The 17,319-nt window shown below is 62.9% G+C and carries 13 protein-coding genes; 7 read left to right on the top strand and 6 right to left on the bottom strand.

All coding sequences use genetic code 11. The features are described 5' to 3' along the window. Positions 1-299: 299 nt before the first annotated feature. Complete coding sequence (locus tag V1289_RS29465; RefSeq protein ID WP_334407728.1) at positions 300-1,127, top strand: metallophosphoesterase family protein; 828 nt, start codon at positions 300-302, stop codon at positions 1,125-1,127. Here the strand turns inward: V1289_RS29465 and V1289_RS29460 are convergent. The 3 genes from V1289_RS29460 to V1289_RS29450 form a co-directional block, all read right to left on the bottom strand. Beyond that, a complete protein-coding gene (locus V1289_RS29460; RefSeq protein WP_334401116.1) occupies positions 1,066-1,551 on the bottom strand; it encodes a Crp/Fnr family transcriptional regulator in 486 nt (161 codons plus the stop codon). The two genes, V1289_RS29465 and V1289_RS29460, sit on opposite strands and share 62 nt — an antisense overlap. A gap of 146 nt (positions 1,552-1,697) precedes the next feature. Continuing rightward, on the bottom strand, positions 1,698-3,668 hold the full coding sequence (locus V1289_RS29455) for a PASTA domain-containing protein (RefSeq protein WP_334401115.1): 1,971 nt from the start codon (positions 3,666-3,668) through the stop codon (positions 1,698-1,700). A gap of 88 nt (positions 3,669-3,756) precedes the next feature. Beyond that, positions 3,757-4,551 carry an alpha/beta fold hydrolase gene (locus V1289_RS29450; RefSeq protein WP_334401114.1) on the bottom strand — a complete coding sequence of 265 codons (795 nt, stop codon included), beginning with the start codon at positions 4,549-4,551 and terminating at the stop codon, positions 3,757-3,759. A gap of 150 nt (positions 4,552-4,701) precedes the next feature. Here V1289_RS29450 and V1289_RS29445 point away from each other — a divergent pair, with 150 nt between their 5' ends. The 3 genes from V1289_RS29445 to V1289_RS29435 all read left to right on the top strand — a co-directional run bounded on the left by V1289_RS29445 (position 4,702) and on the right by V1289_RS29435 (position 8,337). Continuing rightward, complete coding sequence (locus V1289_RS29445) at positions 4,702-5,352, top strand: GntR family transcriptional regulator (protein WP_334401113.1); 651 nt, start codon at positions 4,702-4,704, stop codon at positions 5,350-5,352. Continuing rightward, positions 5,349-6,851 (top strand): aldehyde dehydrogenase, encoded by a 1,503-nt coding sequence (locus tag V1289_RS29440; protein WP_334401111.1) that lies wholly within the window; start codon positions 5,349-5,351, stop codon positions 6,849-6,851. The genes V1289_RS29445 and V1289_RS29440 overlap by 4 nt, the downstream gene beginning before the upstream one ends. Positions 6,852-6,990: 139 nt before the next feature. Beyond that, complete coding sequence (locus V1289_RS29435) at positions 6,991-8,337, top strand: MFS transporter (protein ID WP_334401109.1); 1,347 nt, start codon at positions 6,991-6,993, stop codon at positions 8,335-8,337. A 260-nt stretch (positions 8,338-8,597) separates the two neighbouring features. Here the strand turns inward: V1289_RS29435 and V1289_RS29430 are convergent, their stop codons facing one another. Further along, complete coding sequence (locus V1289_RS29430) at positions 8,598-9,248, bottom strand: 3-oxoacid CoA-transferase subunit B (protein WP_309179779.1); 651 nt, start codon at positions 9,246-9,248, stop codon at positions 8,598-8,600. A 74-nt stretch (positions 9,249-9,322) separates the two neighbouring features. Beyond that, complete coding sequence (locus V1289_RS29425; protein WP_074273259.1) at positions 9,323-10,030, bottom strand: CoA transferase subunit A; 708 nt, start codon at positions 10,028-10,030, stop codon at positions 9,323-9,325. Between the two features lie 262 nt (positions 10,031-10,292). Here V1289_RS29425 and V1289_RS29420 point away from each other — a divergent pair, with 262 nt between their 5' ends. After that, a complete protein-coding gene (locus tag V1289_RS29420) occupies positions 10,293-12,257 on the top strand; it encodes an AsmA family protein (RefSeq protein WP_334407727.1) in 1,965 nt (654 codons plus the stop codon). Positions 12,258-12,452: 195 nt separating this feature from the next. Then, positions 12,453-13,622 carry a Gfo/Idh/MocA family protein gene (locus tag V1289_RS29415; protein ID WP_334401106.1) on the top strand — a complete coding sequence of 390 codons (1,170 nt, stop codon included), beginning with the start codon at positions 12,453-12,455 and terminating at the stop codon, positions 13,620-13,622. 199 nt (positions 13,623-13,821) lie between these two features. Here V1289_RS29415 and V1289_RS29410 read toward each other — a convergent pair whose 3' ends face one another. Next, on the bottom strand, positions 13,822-15,129 hold the full coding sequence (locus V1289_RS29410; protein ID WP_334401104.1) for an ABC transporter substrate-binding protein: 1,308 nt from the start codon (positions 15,127-15,129) through the stop codon (positions 13,822-13,824). 361 nt (positions 15,130-15,490) lie between these two features. On the opposite strand from V1289_RS29410, the gene V1289_RS29405 reads away from it, so the two are divergent. After that, a complete protein-coding gene (locus V1289_RS29405; protein WP_334401102.1) occupies positions 15,491-17,140 on the top strand; it encodes an NAD-dependent malic enzyme in 1,650 nt (549 codons plus the stop codon). Positions 17,141-17,319: the final 179 nt, after the last annotated feature.

Genomic DNA, 17,319 nt, shown 5'->3' with positions numbered 1-17,319 from the left:
GCTTCATCATGGCCGGGCATAGCCGTCCGAAGGACGGCGTCGCTTCCGCTCGCCGATGACCAGCCATCCACGTCTTTCTTGCCTCAATGCAGCTAAGACGTGGATAACCGGCATCGCAGACAGGTTTACGCAGTCTGCGCAAGGCAGACAGCTAATGGCCGGGCACGACGAGCCAGCTCCGCTGCGGGCATCTGTCGCGCCCAAACAGCACGCCACGGCATAACTTTTGCTCGATCAACCTTGCTCGAATGCATCCGCCCCGGATCGCCTATATTATAAGCAGTTTGGAACGCCTGATGATGCGCTGCCTCGTTGTCGCGGATCTGCATTATTCACTGCCGCAATTCGACTGGTTGATCGCCGCCGCGCCACAATTCGATCTCGTGATCTTTGCCGGCGATGCGCTCGCCGTCGGCTCCTTCGTCGATTTCCGCGCCCAGATCGTGGTGGTGAAGAAATATCTTTCGCTGTTGTCCGGCATCACCCGCGTCGTTCTGTGCTCGGGCAATCACGACCTCGACGAACGCAGCCCGGAGGGCGAGAAGATATCCCGCTGGGTCGGCGAGGCGCGCGAACTCGGCATCACCTGCGATGGCGACAGTTTTGCGATCGGCGACACCCTGTTCACGATCTGCCCGTGGTGGGACGGGCCGCGGGTGAAAGCGCGCATCGAGAACCAGCTTCTTGAGGCCGCCGCCAAACGGCTGAAGCGATGGGTTTGGGTTCATCACGCGCCGCCCGCGAATTCGCCGACGAGTTGGGGCGGCAAGCGGTTCTTCGGCGACGTCGAGCTGGTGCAATGGATCCAGCGCTACCAGCCTGCGATGGTGATCTCGGGCCACGTGCATCAGTCGCCGTTCATCCCCGACGGATCCTGGTTCGACCGGCTCGGCACCACCTGGGTCTTCAACGCCGGGCTGCAGCCCGGCCGGCCACCGGTCCATATCGTGCTCGATATCGACGAAGGCACGGCGTTCTGGCTGTCCGCTGGCGACGCGCAATGGATCGACCTCAACGCGCCGATGCAGCGGCCGGCGGCGCCGGTCATACATCCACCGGCCTGGCTCACATCCTTGGGTCGGATTGCCGATCCGATCCTGGCTGGACCTGCGACGGCGGCAGGTTGATCATGCTCTGCAGGACCTCGCCGACCATCGCGAGATGGGTGCCGTGGCCGGCATATTGGTGCATCAAATCGGCAAGATAGGTGGTCGCGACATTGAGCCGTTGCGCCAGCAATCGCGCGATCAGCAGCGCCACCGCCGGCTGGTCGCGCAAGAACGACGCGGCGTCGTTGAACTCGTAAATGACTGAATCGGACGCCGCGCGCACGGTCGCGCTGTGCGGCTGATCGAGCAGAACCGACATCTCGCCGAACATCGCGCCGGGCTCGGTGATGACGGCGACGACGCTGTCGCCCTTGATGACCTCCACCCGCCCCTCGACCAGAACAAACAAATGGCCGGTCTTGCCGCCCTCGCGGATGAAAAGCATGCCCGCCGGCACCTTTCGCTCCGTTCCTCCGGTGCAATAGTCAAGTACCGCGCGCATCAACATCATCTCCGCTTCGAGGCCAAAATTTCCGCTTCAAAGATTTCCGCTTCAAAGACTAGGCACGATGGATGCCGGCGTCGAACGGATAAGTTTCGCCGCCTGCTCAAATTGTCAGCAGTGATAGCTCGAGCCCGGCCGCGCCGTCACTTCGCAATGACCACTTCGATCGACGTCCGCTGGGCCAGCGGACTGCCTGCCGGCGGGGTCTGGCTCAGCACCTCTCCAGCGGGCTTGCCGTCTGCCGGCCTCGTGATCTCCAGCAACAGGACCTGCGGCTCGACCCCGCTCACCGGCGGTGTCGCCTCCATGTGTCTTTCGCGAACTACTGCGACTTCGTCGCGCGCCGTGACAATGGACTTGCCGACCAGATCGGGAACCACCTGGGGGGTCGGCGCGCCCGCCTGCGGCGCGCGCTGCGGTGCCGCCTGCCTCGCGGTCCGCGTCGGCTCGCCTGCCGGTCTGGGCGGTTCGACCGAAGCGTTCGCGCGGCGATTGCTCCACAGCATTGGCGACACCAGCATCCGGATTTGCTTCTGCGCGCACGCCTCCCCAAGCGCAGCTTCGCTGCCATAGGCGCGGACCGTGTCGTCATAGCCGAGGCAGGCGAGCCGGTAGATCAGCTCTTGCGACAGCATGCCTTCGAAATAGCCACCATGTACGTTCGGCTTTTGATGATGCACGACATACGCAAAGAGCAGATGGAGATGCGAATACCATTTCAGCCTGGCCTCGGCGTCGTACTCCTTGCGCCATCTCGCAAAGGTCAGCAGCGCCAGCCAGTTGTTTCGGGTGTCGGGCTGATCCGGATTATCGCGGTCGATATAATCGGTACAGTCAAAATAGGTGAACCTCTTGGGTAGTGGAGCCTGTTCGGGTGCCGCTGCGGCGGTCACGAGGCGTTTCTCCCTGGCGTCCTCGAGCGTGTCGTACAATTCCTGCAGCGTCAGATTTCCGATCCGCAGCACCCGCAGATAATCCTGCTCGTTTACGTCGATCATGCCGAAACTGCGCGACAGGATCTCGACATTGCCGAGCCGAAAGCCGTGGTTCTTGCTCTTGGCGGGGAACACGAAGTAATTCGCCAGCGTCGATATCTGCCGCAAAACCTCGTCGCCCTCGTTGCTGAACAGATAGGCTTCGTCAAAGCGTGACAACGCCGAGGCGAGGAAATTGCCGCGGGTGGACAACAATGTCTCGGCCGGAATGTCCGGCGAAGCCAGCACGAAGCGCTTGAGCTCGAAGGTTTTGCCGATCAAATTGAGGGGCGGTTCGGGCCGCAGTGCGGGCGGCGAGCCGGCCCCGTAGGAATTCAAGGCATCGACCGGCACGGCAAAGACGTCGGACAAGGTACGGATGGCGTTAGTGACAACGAAACCACCCATGCTGTGGCCGATGAAGGAGAGTTGAACCCGCGGCCATGGCTCGGTCCTGCTGCTCTGTTCACGCTGACGCATGATTTCGGCGTCGATGGCACGAATGACCTGAATGAGATCGGGTATGCCGTAATTCGAAGCGCGGTAATTGTCGCGAAAATACACGATAATCCGCAGCAGCACGGCCATCAGCATCAGGCCGGCTGCAGTCCAGCCGATCAGTGTAAAGACGTGCTCGCCAAGCCGGCCGAGCCAGTTCAGAACGACATTCGCCGTGCCCGGGATAAAGTAGAACGGAAGCGAGATCACGACGACAAGGATGCCCAATGTCAGAATCCAGCCCGCGAGCGTCGGCAGAGCGTCCCTCGCACCGCGCCTCGGTGCTCCCATATTTTCCGATGGCCAGCGATAGCCGACGCAGACGAGACCCTCCCGGCTGCTGATCTGCGGGTCACGACCGATTGCCAGGGCAGCGGACATGTACATCCGCAACACATTCGGCTCCGGATTGTTGAAGCCGTGAACCATCACGACCAGATTTGGATTTTGTCCTTTGCCCAGATCTTCCGCGATCTGCTTCACCGCTTTCTCGGAATCATCCATCTTTTCCAAATGGGGCGCATACTCCGGAGGCAGGTCTGATGGCGGCGCTTCGTCGTCGACATTGTCGGGCGCCGTGCTTTCGATGAAGTAGGTCGATGTCGCCGTACCCTTGGCTTTATATGCGCGGAAAAAGTCCATGACCCGCCCCCTGCCAAAACCCGCTTCGGCTAGGCTACGGAGGGTCGCACAATTTTACAAGCTTTGGTTGCAAGACAGCGGTGACTACTCACGCCGGCGCCGAGTTGGTCGCGGGCAGGAAATCGCCGATCATCTCGAGAAAAATCGCGGGCGCTTGCAGCTGCGGCACATGGGCGCAGCCCGGGATGATCTTGAGATGCGCGTGCGGCAGGCCCGCCGCCAGTTCATGCGACATCGGCGGCGGCGTCGCCTCGTCATGTTCGCCGACCAGCACGAGGACCGGCATCTTCACCTTGTCGAGCTCGGGCCGCAGATCGAGGCTGGCGAGCGCATCGCAGGCGGCGCGAAAAATTTGCGGATCGGTCCTGAGAAATGCCTGGCGGCGATCGGCCATCAGATCGGGATGGCCAGTCTGAAAGTCCGGCGCGAACAGCCGGCGCATCGCGACATCGGTGATCGCCGACAACCCCTTGGCCATGGCGACCGCCGCCATGCTGCGAAAAGCCTCGCGGCCCGGTTCCGAGAACGCCGCGCCGCTGTCGGCGAGAATAAGCCTCGCCGCGATGCCGGGGTGACGAATAGCCATTTGCAGCGCGACGAAGCCGCCATAGCCATTGCCGAGCACGATGGCGTCCTCACCGCCGGCGGCGTCCTTGACCGCTTCCGCCATCCGGTCGGCGACTTCGGCGAGGCCGCCGCCGACCGCACGCGATCGGCCAAAACCCGGCAATTCCGGAACGATGACGCGATGCGATTTCGATAATTCCGGCACGATGGCGTCGAAACTTGCGCGGTCCGACAACAGCGAGTGGAACAGAAACAACGGCGGTCCATTGCCCGACTGCGCTGCGTTGACGGTGCCCTGCGCCAAAAGCCGATCCATCCCGATCTCTCTTTCCAACATCGCGCGACGCCCCGCATGGGTGCGCCGATCCGCCGATTGATAGATCAAAACACGCGGAATTCAAGTCTTTAAGTCTTGACGTGATATTTCACGACTGCGAGATTATGGTCGACTGTGGAAGGAATTTCGATGCTTTTACGAGATAATGTCTATGAGAGCCTGCGCTCTGATATTCTGACATGTCACTTCGCGCCGGGCGATGATATGCGCGAGCAGGATCTCGCCGAGCGCTATGCCGTGAGCCGCCAGCCGGTGCGCGAGGCGCTGCTGCGGCTCGCGCGCGAGCATCTCGTCACCGTGCAGCCGCGCCAGGGTTACCGCGTCAATCCGATCTCGCTCGCGGACGCGCGCGACCTGTTGCGATTCCGCCTCGCGCTGGAGCCCGCCTGCGTGGCGGAGGCGATTGAGAACGCCACCGACGCCGTGCTGAAGTCGCTGAACGAATTCCGCCGCTTTTCGGGCAACTACGAGGATTTCATCGCCTATAACCGCGCGTTTCACTCCGCGCTGGCGCATGCTTCCGGCAATCGCCGCATGGCCGCGGCGTTGTGCGACCTGATCGGACAGGCCGACCGGCTGGTGCGCGTCAGCGTCGCCAATCTCAGGGGCCACGACCCCTTAAAACTGGTCGGCGAGCACGTAGCCCTGATCGAGGCGATGCAGCGGCGCGACGGCCGCGGCGCCGGCCGCATCATCAAGGCCCACATCGCCCAGACCGAAAAACGCGTGCTGCCGGCGCTGAAGCGCAACGCCGTCATCGTCGAAGGGAGGGAGGCATGAACATTCCTTCGAAACCGGCGTCCATCGACGTCGAAATCCACGGAAATTTCGTCGATGGCCGCGAGATCGAGGCCGGTAACGGCGAGATGCTCGACGTCCGCAATCCCGCCACCGGCGACGTGATCGCGCGGATCCCGAATTCGACCAGGGAAGACATCGACCGCGCCATGAAGAGCGCCCGCTTAGCCTTCGAAGGCAAGGCGTGGGGCGGCATGGATACGCGCGCGCGGGCGCGGCTGGTCAATCGGCTCGCGGATGCGTTTGAAGCCAATCTCGACACGCTGTACCGGCTGGAGACGCTGAACAACGGCCGTCCCGTCAACGAGACCCGCGCGCAATTGTCGCGGCTACCGGATTTCTTCCGCTACTTTGCAGGACTCGCGCTGGCGCGTCGTGACTCCGTGATCCCCGTCGAGGGCGCCTATTTGAACTACACCCTGCGCACCCCCATCGGCATCGTCGCCAACTGCACGCCGTTCAACCATCCCTTGATGATCCTGTGCAAGTCGCTGGCGGCGGTGCTGGCGAGCGGATGCGTTACCGTGGTCAAGCCGTCGGAATACACGCCGCTGACGACGCTAAAACTGGCGCAGATTTTTACCGAAGCCGGCCTGCCGCCCGGCGTGTTCAACATCGTGCTGGGCCTCGGCCAAAGCGCCGGCAAGATGCTGGCCGAACATCCCGATATCACCAAGCTGGTGCTGACCGGCGGCGCCGCGGCAAAAGTGTTCGCGCACCAGACCATGGAACTCGGCGGCAAGACTCCCGTCATGGTGTTCGACGATTTCGACGTCGACCGCGCCGTTAACTACGCCGCGTTCGGCGCCTTCATCGGCGCGGGCCAGACCTGCGTCTGCGCCTCCCGCCATATCGTGCAGGCCTCGATCTATGACGAGTTCGTCGAAAAACTGAAGGCGAAGACCGAGACCATCCGGATCGGCGATCCCTTCGATCCTGCGACCCAGCTCGGGCCGGTGATTTCGGCACGGCAGCGCGACCGCGTGCTCACCTATTCGCGGTTCGGCCATGAAGACGGTGCGCGGCTCGTCACCGGCGGTGTCGCCGCCAAGGTGCCCGGCCACGACAATGGCTATTTCGTCGCGCCAACGGTGTTTGCCGACGTGAAGTCCGACATGCGCATCTTCCAGGAGGAAGTGTTCGGTCCCTTCACCTCGGTGACGCCGTTCAAGGATGAAGCCGACGCGCTGCGGCTCGCCAATGATTCCCCGTTCGGACTGGCGGCGGCGATCCGCACAAGCGACATCGGCCGCGCCCATCGCGTCGCGTCCGCCGTCAAGGCCGGCATCGTCTGGATCAACGACCATCACCGCCTCGACCCGGCCTCGCCCTGGGGCGGCGTCGGCGATTCCGGCATCGGCCGTGAATGCGGCACCGAAAGTTTTGACGATCATTTCAACACCAAGAGCGTGATGGTCGCCACCCATGACCAGCCGTTCGACTGGTACCGCGACACGGCGAACCAACGACGATTGAACTAGCGCATGATCCCGAAAAGTGGGTACTGGTTTTCGGAAAAGATCATGCGCCACCAATAAAGCAAACAACCGACGGCAACTCCGCGTCCAGAGAAGACCGGGGGCCGATCGGCCAACAAGGCGACAAAGGGGGAAACTTGATATGGCTCACGCAGTAAACGCCGGTGCGCGGCTCGACCGGCTCCCGGTTTCATCGTTTCACTACCGGATCTTCTGGCTGGTCGGGGCCGGCATGTTTTTCGACGGATACGATCTCTATATCGCCGGCGGCGTGCTGGCATCGGCGGTGCAATCCAAATTCTCGACCGTGCCGCAAAATCTGCAATTCATTTCACTGACCTTTGTCGGCATGACGCTGGGTGCGCTGATCACCGGATTTGTCGGCGACAAACTGGGGCGGCGGTTCACTTATCAGATCAATTTGCTGATCTTCGGGCTGGCGTCGCTGGCCGCCGCCTTCTCGCAGGATATGAATCAGCTGATCGCCTGCCGCTTCATTCAGGGCCTCGGCTTGGGTGCCGAAATCGTCGTCGGCTATTCGACGCTGACCGAATTCGTGCCGCCGAAGACACGCGGGCGCTGGCTGTCGATGATGGCGTTCCTGACGGTGACCGGCTTCCCGGTGACCGCGTTGCTTGGCTATCTGATCATCCCGGCCTTTGGCTGGCGCCCGATGTTCATTATTGCCGGCGTCGGCTCGCTGATCGTCTGGTATCTGCGCAAGAATCTCCCGGAATCGCCGCGCTGGCTTGAATCGCAGAGTCGCACCGAGGAAGCCGAAGCCTTGATGCAATCGATCGAAAAGGAATCCGCAGGCGGCGGGACGCTGCCGCCGCTGGTGGTGCCGACGCCTGTCGCGCAGGTCGCCGCCTTCGACATGCTGAAGCCCCCGCTTTTGCAACGCATGATCGTGGGCTCCTGGGTGCTCATTACCATCAATACATTGATCTTCGGCTTCGTGATCTTCCTGCCGCAGTTCTTCCTGCGCCAGGGACTGACCATCGCCAATTCGCTGGCCTATACGCTGGTGTTGTCGGCTGCATCGCTGGTCGGCTGCGCGCTCGGCGCCTATTTGTCCGACGCCATCGGACGGCGCGGGAGCATCATCGGCGCGTCGATCGTGACCATCATCACCGGCTACATCTATGCCCGCTTCAACGCCGCGTCCGATCCGGAGGTCGTGTTGAGTGTCGGCTTCGTGCTGATCGTCGCGATCTATGTGCAGACCGCGCTCCTGTTCGGCGTTTATACGACAGAGCTGTTCCCGACCGAGATCAGGTTGCGTGCCAATGGCATCTGCAACACGCTCGGACGGGGCGCCACCGTGGTCTCGCCCTTCATCGTCGGCGCCCTGATGGCGTCCTACCAGCTGCCGGGCGTGGTCTGGCTGATGATCGGCCTTGTGGTGATTCAAATCGTGGTGGTGTGGGCCTGGGGCGTCGAGCCGCGCAATCGCGGGCTGGAGGAAGTCGCGACGGCTAAGGCGTGAGGTCCGTCGTCATTGCGAGGAGCGAGCGACCGAAGCAATCCATCTTTCTTTTTGCGTCATGATGGATTGCTTCGCTTCGCTCGCAATGACGGCTTTGGGGCGTAGGTAAAACATCTACGTCGTCCCGGCCTTGAGCCGGGACCCATAACCGCCGCCGCAAATTTTTGAAACGAGCTGGAGCACAAGCCAGACGTGACCACGACCATCGGTGGTTATGGGTCCCGGCGTTCGCCGGGACGACAATGACCACGGGTGGAATTTTAGGCGTTCTTCAGCGCGACCCGGAATTCGGCTTCGGTCTTCGACTTCACCTCGTCGAGCGTGACGCCGTCGGCGAGTTCGATCAGCGCCATGCCGTCCTTGCCGTGCTTGTCGATGGTGAATACCGCGAGATCCGTCACCACCATGTCGACGACCTTTTCGCCGGTCAGCGGCAGATTGCACTTCTTCAAAAGCTTCGGGCCGTCCTTGGCGGAATGCTCCATGACCACGACGACGCGCTTGACGCCGGCGACCAGGTCCATCGCGCCGCCCATGCCCTTGACCATCTTGCCCGGGATCATCCAGTTGGCGAGGTCGCCATTCTCGGCCACCTGCATCGCGCCGAGGATCGAGAGATCGATATGCCCGCCGCGCACCATGCCGAAGGATTCGGCGCTGGAGAAATAGCTGGTCGACGGCAATTCGCTCACCGTCTGCTTGCCGGCATTGATGAGGTCGGCGTCTTCCTCGCCCTCGTACGGAAACGGTCCCATGCCGAGCATGCCGTTCTCGCTCTGCAAGTTCACGTCGATACCGTCCGGGATGTAGTTCGAGACCAGCGTCGGAATGCCGATGCCGAGATTGACGTAATAGCCGTCGCGCAACTCTTTCGCGGCGCGCGCAGCCATCTGTTCACGGGTCCAGGCCATGGGGCTCTCCTGCTAAGGGTTGTTTCTTTGGTTCAGCATGATCTTATCGGAAAACCGGTTCCCACTTTTCCGGATCATGCTGCCGGGCGCGGGCGGGTGTTGCGGAATTCGATCCGCTTCTTGCCGACACCGACCTCGACGATGCGATTGACGAAAATGCCGGGCGTATGGATATGATCGGGGTCGATCTCCCCGGCCGGCACCAGATGCTCGACCTCGGCGACGGTGATCTTGGCGGCGGTCGCCATCATCGGGTTAAAATTCCGCGCGGTCTTGCGGTAGACGAGGTTGCCGGCGGTATCGCCCTTCCAGGCGTGCACGATGGCGAGATCGGCGAACAGGCCGCGCTCCATGATGTACTTCTCGCCATCGAATTCCTTCACCTCTTTGCCCTCGGCGATCAGCGTGCCGACGCCGGTCTTGGTGAAGAACGCCGGAATGCCGGCGCCGCCGGCGCGGATGCGCTCGGCCAGCGTGCCCTGCGGGTTGAATTCGAGTTCCAGTTCGCCGGCGAGATATTGCTGCGCGAACAGCTTGTTCTCGCCGACATAGGACGAGATCATCTTCTTGATCTGCCGCGTCTCCAGGAGCCGGCTCAGCCCGATACCGTCGACGCCCGCATTGTTGGAGATGACCGTCAGACCCTTGACCCCGGAATCGCGGATCGCGTCCGACAAGGTCTCGGCAATGCCGCACAGGCCGAAGCCGCCCGACATGATCATCATGCCGTCCTTGAGAATGCCGTCGAGTGCCGATTTGGCGTCGGGATAGACCTTGTTCATGAAAATAGGACCTGATGGAGGGAGCCGCTTGCGGCCAGTATTAACAGGGATTATTAGGCGAAATCTTCGCAATGCGTCAATGACGGGGCATTCGGACCATCGGACCCGGCCGGCAACCTCAGGATGGCCTTGAAAGCGTCAAGAAAACCCTTCAAGTTGCGTGGGTTGACACGGGCTTTCGGATGCGCTGCCCGCTTTTTCAACACCGATCCGACAACCTCAAGCCGACATCCATGAACCAGACTTGGATATGTCATTGACGATGGCCCAAGGAATGAAGCGCCTGGGAATGCCGATTGCGGCGCTTCTCGGCCTGGCGCTGGTCGGCCTGATCGGGACCTCCTGGTTCCTCAACCGGGACGCGCTGCGCGAGGCGGTCGAGGCGCAGATCCGCGCCGTCACCGGGCTGGATCTCATGATCACGGGCGCGATCGACGTCTCGGTATTTCCCGGCAGCTATGTCTCGTTTCATGACGTCGGGCTGAAGGGCGGCGGCACTACCGCCCCCGCGCTGCAGGTCGACGTGCTGACCGCCAATTTGCGCCTGCTGCCGCTGTTGCTGCGGCGGTTCGAGATCGCCGACGTCATGATGCTGCGCCCGCATATCCGCGTCGTCAGGGACGGCAATGGCGAGAGCAACTGGACCCCGTTCGTCGAGACCATCGCGCGCACCATGAAGCCCGGCGCCGAGAACCAGGTGTCGTTTTCGGAAATCAGGATCCAGGACGGTGTGCTCGATTACGAGGACTCGACCAACCACGTCTCCGAGCAGCTCGGCGATATCGACCTGTCGCTGGCCTGGCCGTCGATCTCGCGCTCGTTTGCCGCGACCGGGCAGTTCGACTGGCGCGGCGAGCGCGTCGACGGCTCGATCTCGGCCGGTGATTTCGTCGCGATGCTGTCGGGCGATCGTTCCGGGCTGAAGGCGCGGCTGGCGAGCGCGCCGCTGAAACTCGCGTTCGACGGCACAGTCGCCAACCGCACCAGCCTGATGATGGAAGGCACCGCCACCATCGACAGCCTGTCGCTGCGCAACGCGCTGCGCTGGATGGGACAGGCCGCACCGGCCGGCGGCGGCTTCGGCCGCTTCGCGCTGAAGGCCCGCGCCAACGTCGTCGGCGGCTCGGTCGCGCTGACCAATGTCAATGTCGAGCTCGACGGCAATGTCGCCGAGGGCGTGATGACCTTTGTCAATAACGGCCGCCAGACGCTGCAGGCGACGCTGGCCGCCGGCAACCTCGATTTCACGCCCTACATTTCCACCTTCCGCCTGCTCGCCAGCGGCGCGCACGACTGGAACCGGCAGTTGTTCGATCTCAACTCGCTGTCCACCACCGACCTCGACATGCGGCTGTCGGCGGCGCGGGTGACGGTCGGACCGACCAGACTCGGCCGCACCGCGTTCGGCGCCAATCTGCGCGGCGGCGCGCTGGCGCTCTCGGTCGGCGAAGCGCAGATGTATGGCGGCATCGCCAACGGCTCGTTCGGGGTCGCACGCTCGGATGCGGTCGCCGACGTCAAGGCCCAGTTCCAGTTCACCGACGTCGACCTGCAGGCCTGCGCATCCGAATTGTTCGGCATCAACAAGCTTTCGGGCCGCGGCAATCTCAGCGTTTCGCTGGTGGCCTCGGGCTCCAGTCCGTTCGGCCTTGCCTCCTCGCTCGACGGCACCGCCACGCTGACCGGCCATGACGGCGCGATCGCGGGCTTCAATGTCGAGCAATTGCTGAAGCGGCTGGAGCGCCGGCCTTTGTCCGGCGGCGGCAATTTCCGCAACGGTTCGACGCCCTACGACAACCTCAACGTCTCGGTGAAATTCGCCGACGGGATTGCCACCGCCGAAGACGTCCGCGTCGAGGGCGCCGCCGCGCGCATCACCCTGACCGGCACCGCCTCGGTGCCGTCCCGCGAATACGATCTCAAGGGCGTCGCCAGCCTGACCGCGGCATCGAGCGGCAACGATAAAGGCTTCGATCTGCCGTTCGTGGTGCAGGGCCCGTGGGACGATCCGCTGGTGTTTCCGGATCCGGATATCCTGATCCGCCGCTCGCCGGGTGCGGCGCAATTGCTCGAATCGGTGAAGGATCGCAAGACCCGCGACGCAGTGCGCTCGGTGATCGAGCGCTTTACCGGCGGCGGCGCACGGCCGGCGGCGCCGGACGCCGCGGTGTCGGCGCCCGCGCCCGCGAGCGCGCCGGCGGCGGCTGAAAACGCGAAGCCGAACTGACGCCCCTTCGGGCGCCCACAGAGATCACCTCCCTGTCGACTGCCGCGCGCCACCGGCATGATGCCGGCTTATTGTAGCGCAAGGCGGACTGCTGTTGGATGGTCGCCAAGACCAACCGAGAAATCCGCTCACCGGCAGCTTCGATTGCCGCGCATGCGCGCTCTTGGCCAACGACAATGGGGAGGCTTCCGAAAAATGGCGAAAATCAGGGTCGGTCTGGCCGGCTGCGGCTTCGTTGCGGAGCTGCACATGCATGCCTACAGGCGCGTCTACGGCGTCGATGTCGAAGTCAGGGCGGTCGCGGCGCGGGGCGATCATGTCGTCGATTTTGCCCGCCGGCACCAGATCCCGACCGCGTACCGCAGCTTTGGCGACCTGATCGCCGACGGCGATATCGATATCGTCGACATCTGCACGCCACCCAATCTGCATACCGCGATGATCGTCGACGCCATGCAGGCCGGCAAGCATGTGATCTGCGAAAAGCCGTTCGCCGGCTATTTCGGGCGCGACGGCGACCAGGCGCCGATCGGCAAGCATGTGTCGAAGGCGCTGATGTACGCGCGCGTGCTGGAAGAAATGGAAAGCGTCCGCACCGCCATCGGCAACACCGGCAAGCTGTTCATGTATGCCGAAGACTGGATCTACGCGCCGGCGGTGACCAAGACCGTGGAGATCCTCAAAGCCACCAAGGACAAGATCCTGTTCATGAAGGGCGAAGAGAGCCACTCCGGCTCGCACGCGGCGCATGCCGCGCAATGGGCGATGACCGGCGGCGGCTCGCTGATCCGGATGGGATGCCATCCGCTTTCGGCGGTGCTTTATCTCAAGCAGGTCGAGGCCAGGGCGCGCGGCGAGACGATCGGCGTTTTGAGCGTGAGCTGCGACGTCGGCAATGTCACCGCGTGCCTGCGCCCGGACGAACGCGCCGTTCTCAAGGCCAATCCGGTCGACGTCGAGGACTGGGGCGTGCTCACCGTCACCTTCTCCGACGGCACCAAGGCGACCGTGTTTTCCGGCGACATGATCCTGGGCGGCGTGCGCAACCTGATCGAGACCCACACCAATAGCGGCGCGCTGTTCGCCAACATCACGCCGAACACGCACCTGATGAGCTACCAGACCAGCGAGGAGAAGCTCGCCAGCGTCTACATCACTGAAAAGGTCGATCGCAAGACCGGCTGGCAATATGTCTGCCTCGAGGAAGAATGGACCCGCGGGTACTTGCAGGAAATCCAGGATTTCATGGAATGCGTCGCGACCGGAAGGCAGCCGCTCTCCGACCTCGCGCTGGCGTTCGAGACCATCAAGGTCAACTACGCCGGCTATTGGGCCGCCGAAGAGGGCCGGCGCGTGATGCTGTGAGGTGCTGGAGCAGGATGCGCTTGGGTGGAATCATGACGGCGCATTCCGTGGCCTCGTGGTTCGAGACGCGCGGCGTTGCCGCGCTCCTCACCATGAGGGACTAAGACCTCATCCTGAGTGCCAGTGAAGCTATCTCGGACCTCATCCTGAGGAGCGGCGTCTTCGCCGCGTCTCGAAGGATGAAGCCAAATGCTATAGACTACACGGCATAGATCGACGATTTCGGCAGCGGGAATACCGGGTCCTGGGTCCTGATATTGGTCGGCCAGACCACCGAGATATGTTCGCCGGCATTTTGCATCACGACCGGGGTCGAGCGCTCGTTCTGGCCGGACATCGGCGTGCCCGGCGGATAGAATTTGACGCCATAGCCCTGAATCGTGCCGCCCGGCGGGATGTCGACGTCCAGCGCTGCCTTGCGGATCGCCTCGGGGTCGAAGCTGCCGTATTTGTCCTTGGCCACCGGCAGCACGTTGTTGAGCAGCACCCAGGTCTGGTTGAAACCCATCGAACAATGCGGCGGAACGTCGGTTGCGCCTGTCTTGGCCTTGTAGCGCTCCAACATGATCTTGGTGAGGTCGCCGATGCCGGGCGCGAGCTTGGCGGGATCGAGCAGTTGCGCCGGCACCGGATCGATGTTGCAGAAATTATCGATGTCGGCGGCGAACGTCGTGCGCAGCTTGTCGAGCTGGCTGTAGCCGGCGCCGGCGCCGAACAGCATCTTGAACTTGAGGCCGCTCTCGCGCGCCTGGCGCAGGAACAGGGTGATGTCGGGGTTGTATCCCGCATGCGAGATCACGTCGGGTTTGGCGCGCTTCAGCTTGGTCACCAGCACCGAGAGGTCGGGCGCGGCCGCCGAATAACCTTCCTTCAGCACGACCTGGAGGCCGGCCTCTTTCGAATAGGCCTCGTCGGCCGCGGCAACGCCGACGCCATAGGGCCCGTCTTCGTGAATGATTGCGATCTTCACGTCCTTGGGCTCCATGCCGAGCTTGCCCTTGGCGTGTTCGCTGAGGAAGCCCGCAAAGGCCTGGCCGTATTGATCGGAGTGAATCTGCGCACGGAAGACGTATTGCAGGTTCTTGTCCTTGAACACGGCGGTCGCAACCGCTGTCGTGATCCAGAGGATCTTCTTGTGCTGCTCGACCTTGGCCGCGAGCGGGACCGCATGCGAACTCGCATAAACGCCGTTGATGATGTCGACCTTCTCCTGGTTGATCAGGCGTTCGACCTCGTTGATCGCGACGTCGGGCTTGCTCTGGCAGTCGGCGGTGACGGCGGCGATCTTGTGCTTGCCGCCGATGCCGCCCTTCTCATTGACAAGATCGATCGCAATCTGCGTTCCGATCGAGGAGGCAACCGAGCCGCCGGCGGCGAACGGACCGGTCAGGTCGTAGACCACGCCGATGCGCACCGTTTCGGATTCCGCCCGCGCCCGCGTCCAATCGAGGCTCACGACGGCAGCCGCCGCCGAAGTCTTGAGCAGCGTTCTGCGTGAAGTCGGCATTGTAGATCCTCCCCACTGAACCGTCGTTTTCTGACTGGCCGTTGTTATTTTGGCCCGAGTATTTTGAGAATGTGCCCCAAAGTCAACACGCGCGGTCTCATCACAACGGCGTGTCGAGCGCGTTTGCCCGGTCTGTTGCGGCGCAAACCGAACTTCGCCGCGGACATTGGTCACGGTGAAATTCAACGGCGGCATCGCGACCGCCGAAGCCGCAGCGAAAAAGAGTTGGCTGGTTAAATGAGCAAGAGTACCAATGGTGCCGGCGCACGATGAGGTCATTCGCCAGCTTGATCCCGATCGAACGCCATCCGCCCTAACCGGCGGATCCCAAAAGATAATAAACTGCCAGTGAGGAAACCTCATGAACGTGCCAGCCCGGGCGATGCCCAGTTCGCAGACTTCCGATTCACCTCGCGGCATGGCGCTTCTGCGCGATCCGCTGCTTAACAAGGGGACGGCTTTTACGGAAGCGGAGCGGGATGCGCTTGGATTACGCGGGCTGCTGCCCGCTCACGTGCTCTCGATGGACGATCAAGTCGCACGCGTAATGACCAACCTGCGTGCCCTCCCCAGCGATCTCGAAAAGTACATCGCGCTCAACGCGCTGCACGATCGCAACGAGGCGCTGTTCTTCCGCGTCGTTTGCGAAAACATCGATGAAATCCAGCCGCTGATCTACACCCCGACGGTGGGGCTGGCCTGCCAGCGGTTCGGCCTCATCTTCCAGCGGCCGCGCGGCATGTTCATCAGCGCCAACGATCGCGGGCGGATCGCAGAACTCTTCGCCAACTGGCCATATGCGGCGAAGCTCATCGTCGTCACCGACGGCGAGCGTATCCTCGGCCTCGGCGACCTCGGCGCGCACGGCATGGGCATTCCGGTCGGCAAGCTCTCGCTTTACTCGGCCTGCGCCGGCGTTCACCCGGAACACTGCCTGCCGGTGATGCTGGATGTCGGCACCAACAACGAGGAATTTCTGAACGACCCCTATTATATCGGCCTGCGGCAGAAACGCCTGAGCGGCGCGGCTTACGACGAGTTCGTCGACGAATTCGTCACCGCGGCGCGCGCGGCTTTCCCAGGCGTGCTGATCCAGTTCGAGGATTTCGCCAATCACTCGGCGTTCCGGCTGCTGCACAAATATCGCGACAAGATAAATGTCTTCAACGACGACATTCAGGGAACGGCCGCGGTGGCGCTCGCGGGCCTGTTCTCGGCGCTGCGCGTGAGCGGCGGAAAGCTTGCCGACCAGAGGGTGCTGTTCCTTGGCGCCGGCGAGGCTGCGACCGGCATCGCCGACCTCGTGGTCTCCGCCATGATGGCCGAAGGCGTATCCGAAGCCGAGGCGCTTTGGCGCACCTGGCTCGTGGACTCGCGCGGCCTGGTCGTGAAGAACCGGGCGGGCCTCACCGAGCACAAACTGCGCTACGCGCATGACCACGCGCCGGTCGGCGATTTCCTGACCGCGATCCGGACGCTCAGGCCCACCGCGATCATCGGCGTTGCCGCCGTCGGCGGCGCCTTCACGCCCGAGGTGCTGCAGACCATGGCCGAAATCAACGCGCGACCGATCGTGTTTGCGCTCTCCAATCCGACCTCGAAGGCGGAATGCTCGGCCGAGGAGGCGTACCGCCACACCGGCGGGCGCGCGCTGTTCGCGTGCGGCAGCCCGTACGATCCGGTGCAACTCGGCGGCAAGACGTTCGTGCCGCGCCAGGGCAACAATTCCTACATCTTCCCCGGCGTCGGTCTCGGTGCGATCGCGTGCGGATCACGGCTGGTGACCGATGAGATGTTCATGGCTGCCGCGCACACGCTGGCCTACCTCGTCAACCCCGACGACATCGAACAGGGCAGCCTGTATCCGGCGCTGCCGCGGATCCGCGACGTCTCGGCACACATCGCGATGGCGGTTGCCGAGGTCGCCTACAGGCGCGGCCTTGCAACCGTGCCAAAGCCGAACGACATGATGGCGTTCATCGAGTCGCAAATGTACGACCCGCATTATTGAGCGCAGAAGGCGGATTCAGTAGGGCGGATTGGCGTCAGCGTAATCCGCCGCCAAGACGCCGTGTTGGCGGATACGCCGGAGTCTGTCATCGGGCCGCGCCTTGCGCGGACCCGTTGGGCTCAATCCGCTCTACGCGCTGAATGTCCGCTTTGCCAGCAGGGGACGTTCCCAAGAAGTAA

Origin of the sequence: Bradyrhizobium sp. AZCC 2289 (assembly GCF_036924615.1) — a bacterium.
Taxonomy (GTDB): domain Bacteria; phylum Pseudomonadota; class Alphaproteobacteria; order Rhizobiales; family Xanthobacteraceae; genus Bradyrhizobium.
This window is presented reverse-complemented; position numbering and strand designations above follow the sequence as displayed.

What these genes read in the sequence shown, in the direction of transcription:
- V1289_RS29465 (WP_334407728.1), top strand. Translation starts at nt 300, where the DNA reads ATGCGCTGCCTCGTTGTCGCGGATCTGCATTATTCACTGCCGCAATTC.
- V1289_RS29460 (WP_334401116.1), bottom strand. Translation starts at nt 1,551, where the DNA reads ATGCGCGCGGTACTTGACTATTGCACCGGAGGAACGGAGCGAAAGGTG.
- V1289_RS29455 (WP_334401115.1), bottom strand. Translation starts at nt 3,668, where the DNA reads ATGGACTTTTTCCGCGCATATAAAGCCAAGGGTACGGCGACATCGACC.
- V1289_RS29450 (WP_334401114.1), bottom strand. Translation starts at nt 4,551, where the DNA reads ATGGATCGGCTTTTGGCGCAGGGCACCGTCAACGCAGCGCAGTCGGGC.
- V1289_RS29445 (WP_334401113.1), top strand. Translation starts at nt 4,702, where the DNA reads ATGCTTTTACGAGATAATGTCTATGAGAGCCTGCGCTCTGATATTCTG.
- V1289_RS29440 (WP_334401111.1), top strand. Translation starts at nt 5,349, where the DNA reads ATGAACATTCCTTCGAAACCGGCGTCCATCGACGTCGAAATCCACGGA.
- V1289_RS29435 (WP_334401109.1), top strand. Translation starts at nt 6,991, where the DNA reads ATGGCTCACGCAGTAAACGCCGGTGCGCGGCTCGACCGGCTCCCGGTT.
- V1289_RS29430 (WP_309179779.1), bottom strand. Translation starts at nt 9,248, where the DNA reads ATGGCCTGGACCCGTGAACAGATGGCTGCGCGCGCCGCGAAAGAGTTG.
- V1289_RS29425 (WP_074273259.1), bottom strand. Translation starts at nt 10,030, where the DNA reads ATGAACAAGGTCTATCCCGACGCCAAATCGGCACTCGACGGCATTCTC.
- V1289_RS29420 (WP_334407727.1), top strand. Translation starts at nt 10,293, where the DNA reads ATGGCCCAAGGAATGAAGCGCCTGGGAATGCCGATTGCGGCGCTTCTC.
- V1289_RS29415 (WP_334401106.1), top strand. Translation starts at nt 12,453, where the DNA reads ATGGCGAAAATCAGGGTCGGTCTGGCCGGCTGCGGCTTCGTTGCGGAG.
- V1289_RS29410 (WP_334401104.1), bottom strand. Translation starts at nt 15,129, where the DNA reads ATGCCGACTTCACGCAGAACGCTGCTCAAGACTTCGGCGGCGGCTGCC.
- V1289_RS29405 (WP_334401102.1), top strand. Translation starts at nt 15,491, where the DNA reads ATGAACGTGCCAGCCCGGGCGATGCCCAGTTCGCAGACTTCCGATTCA.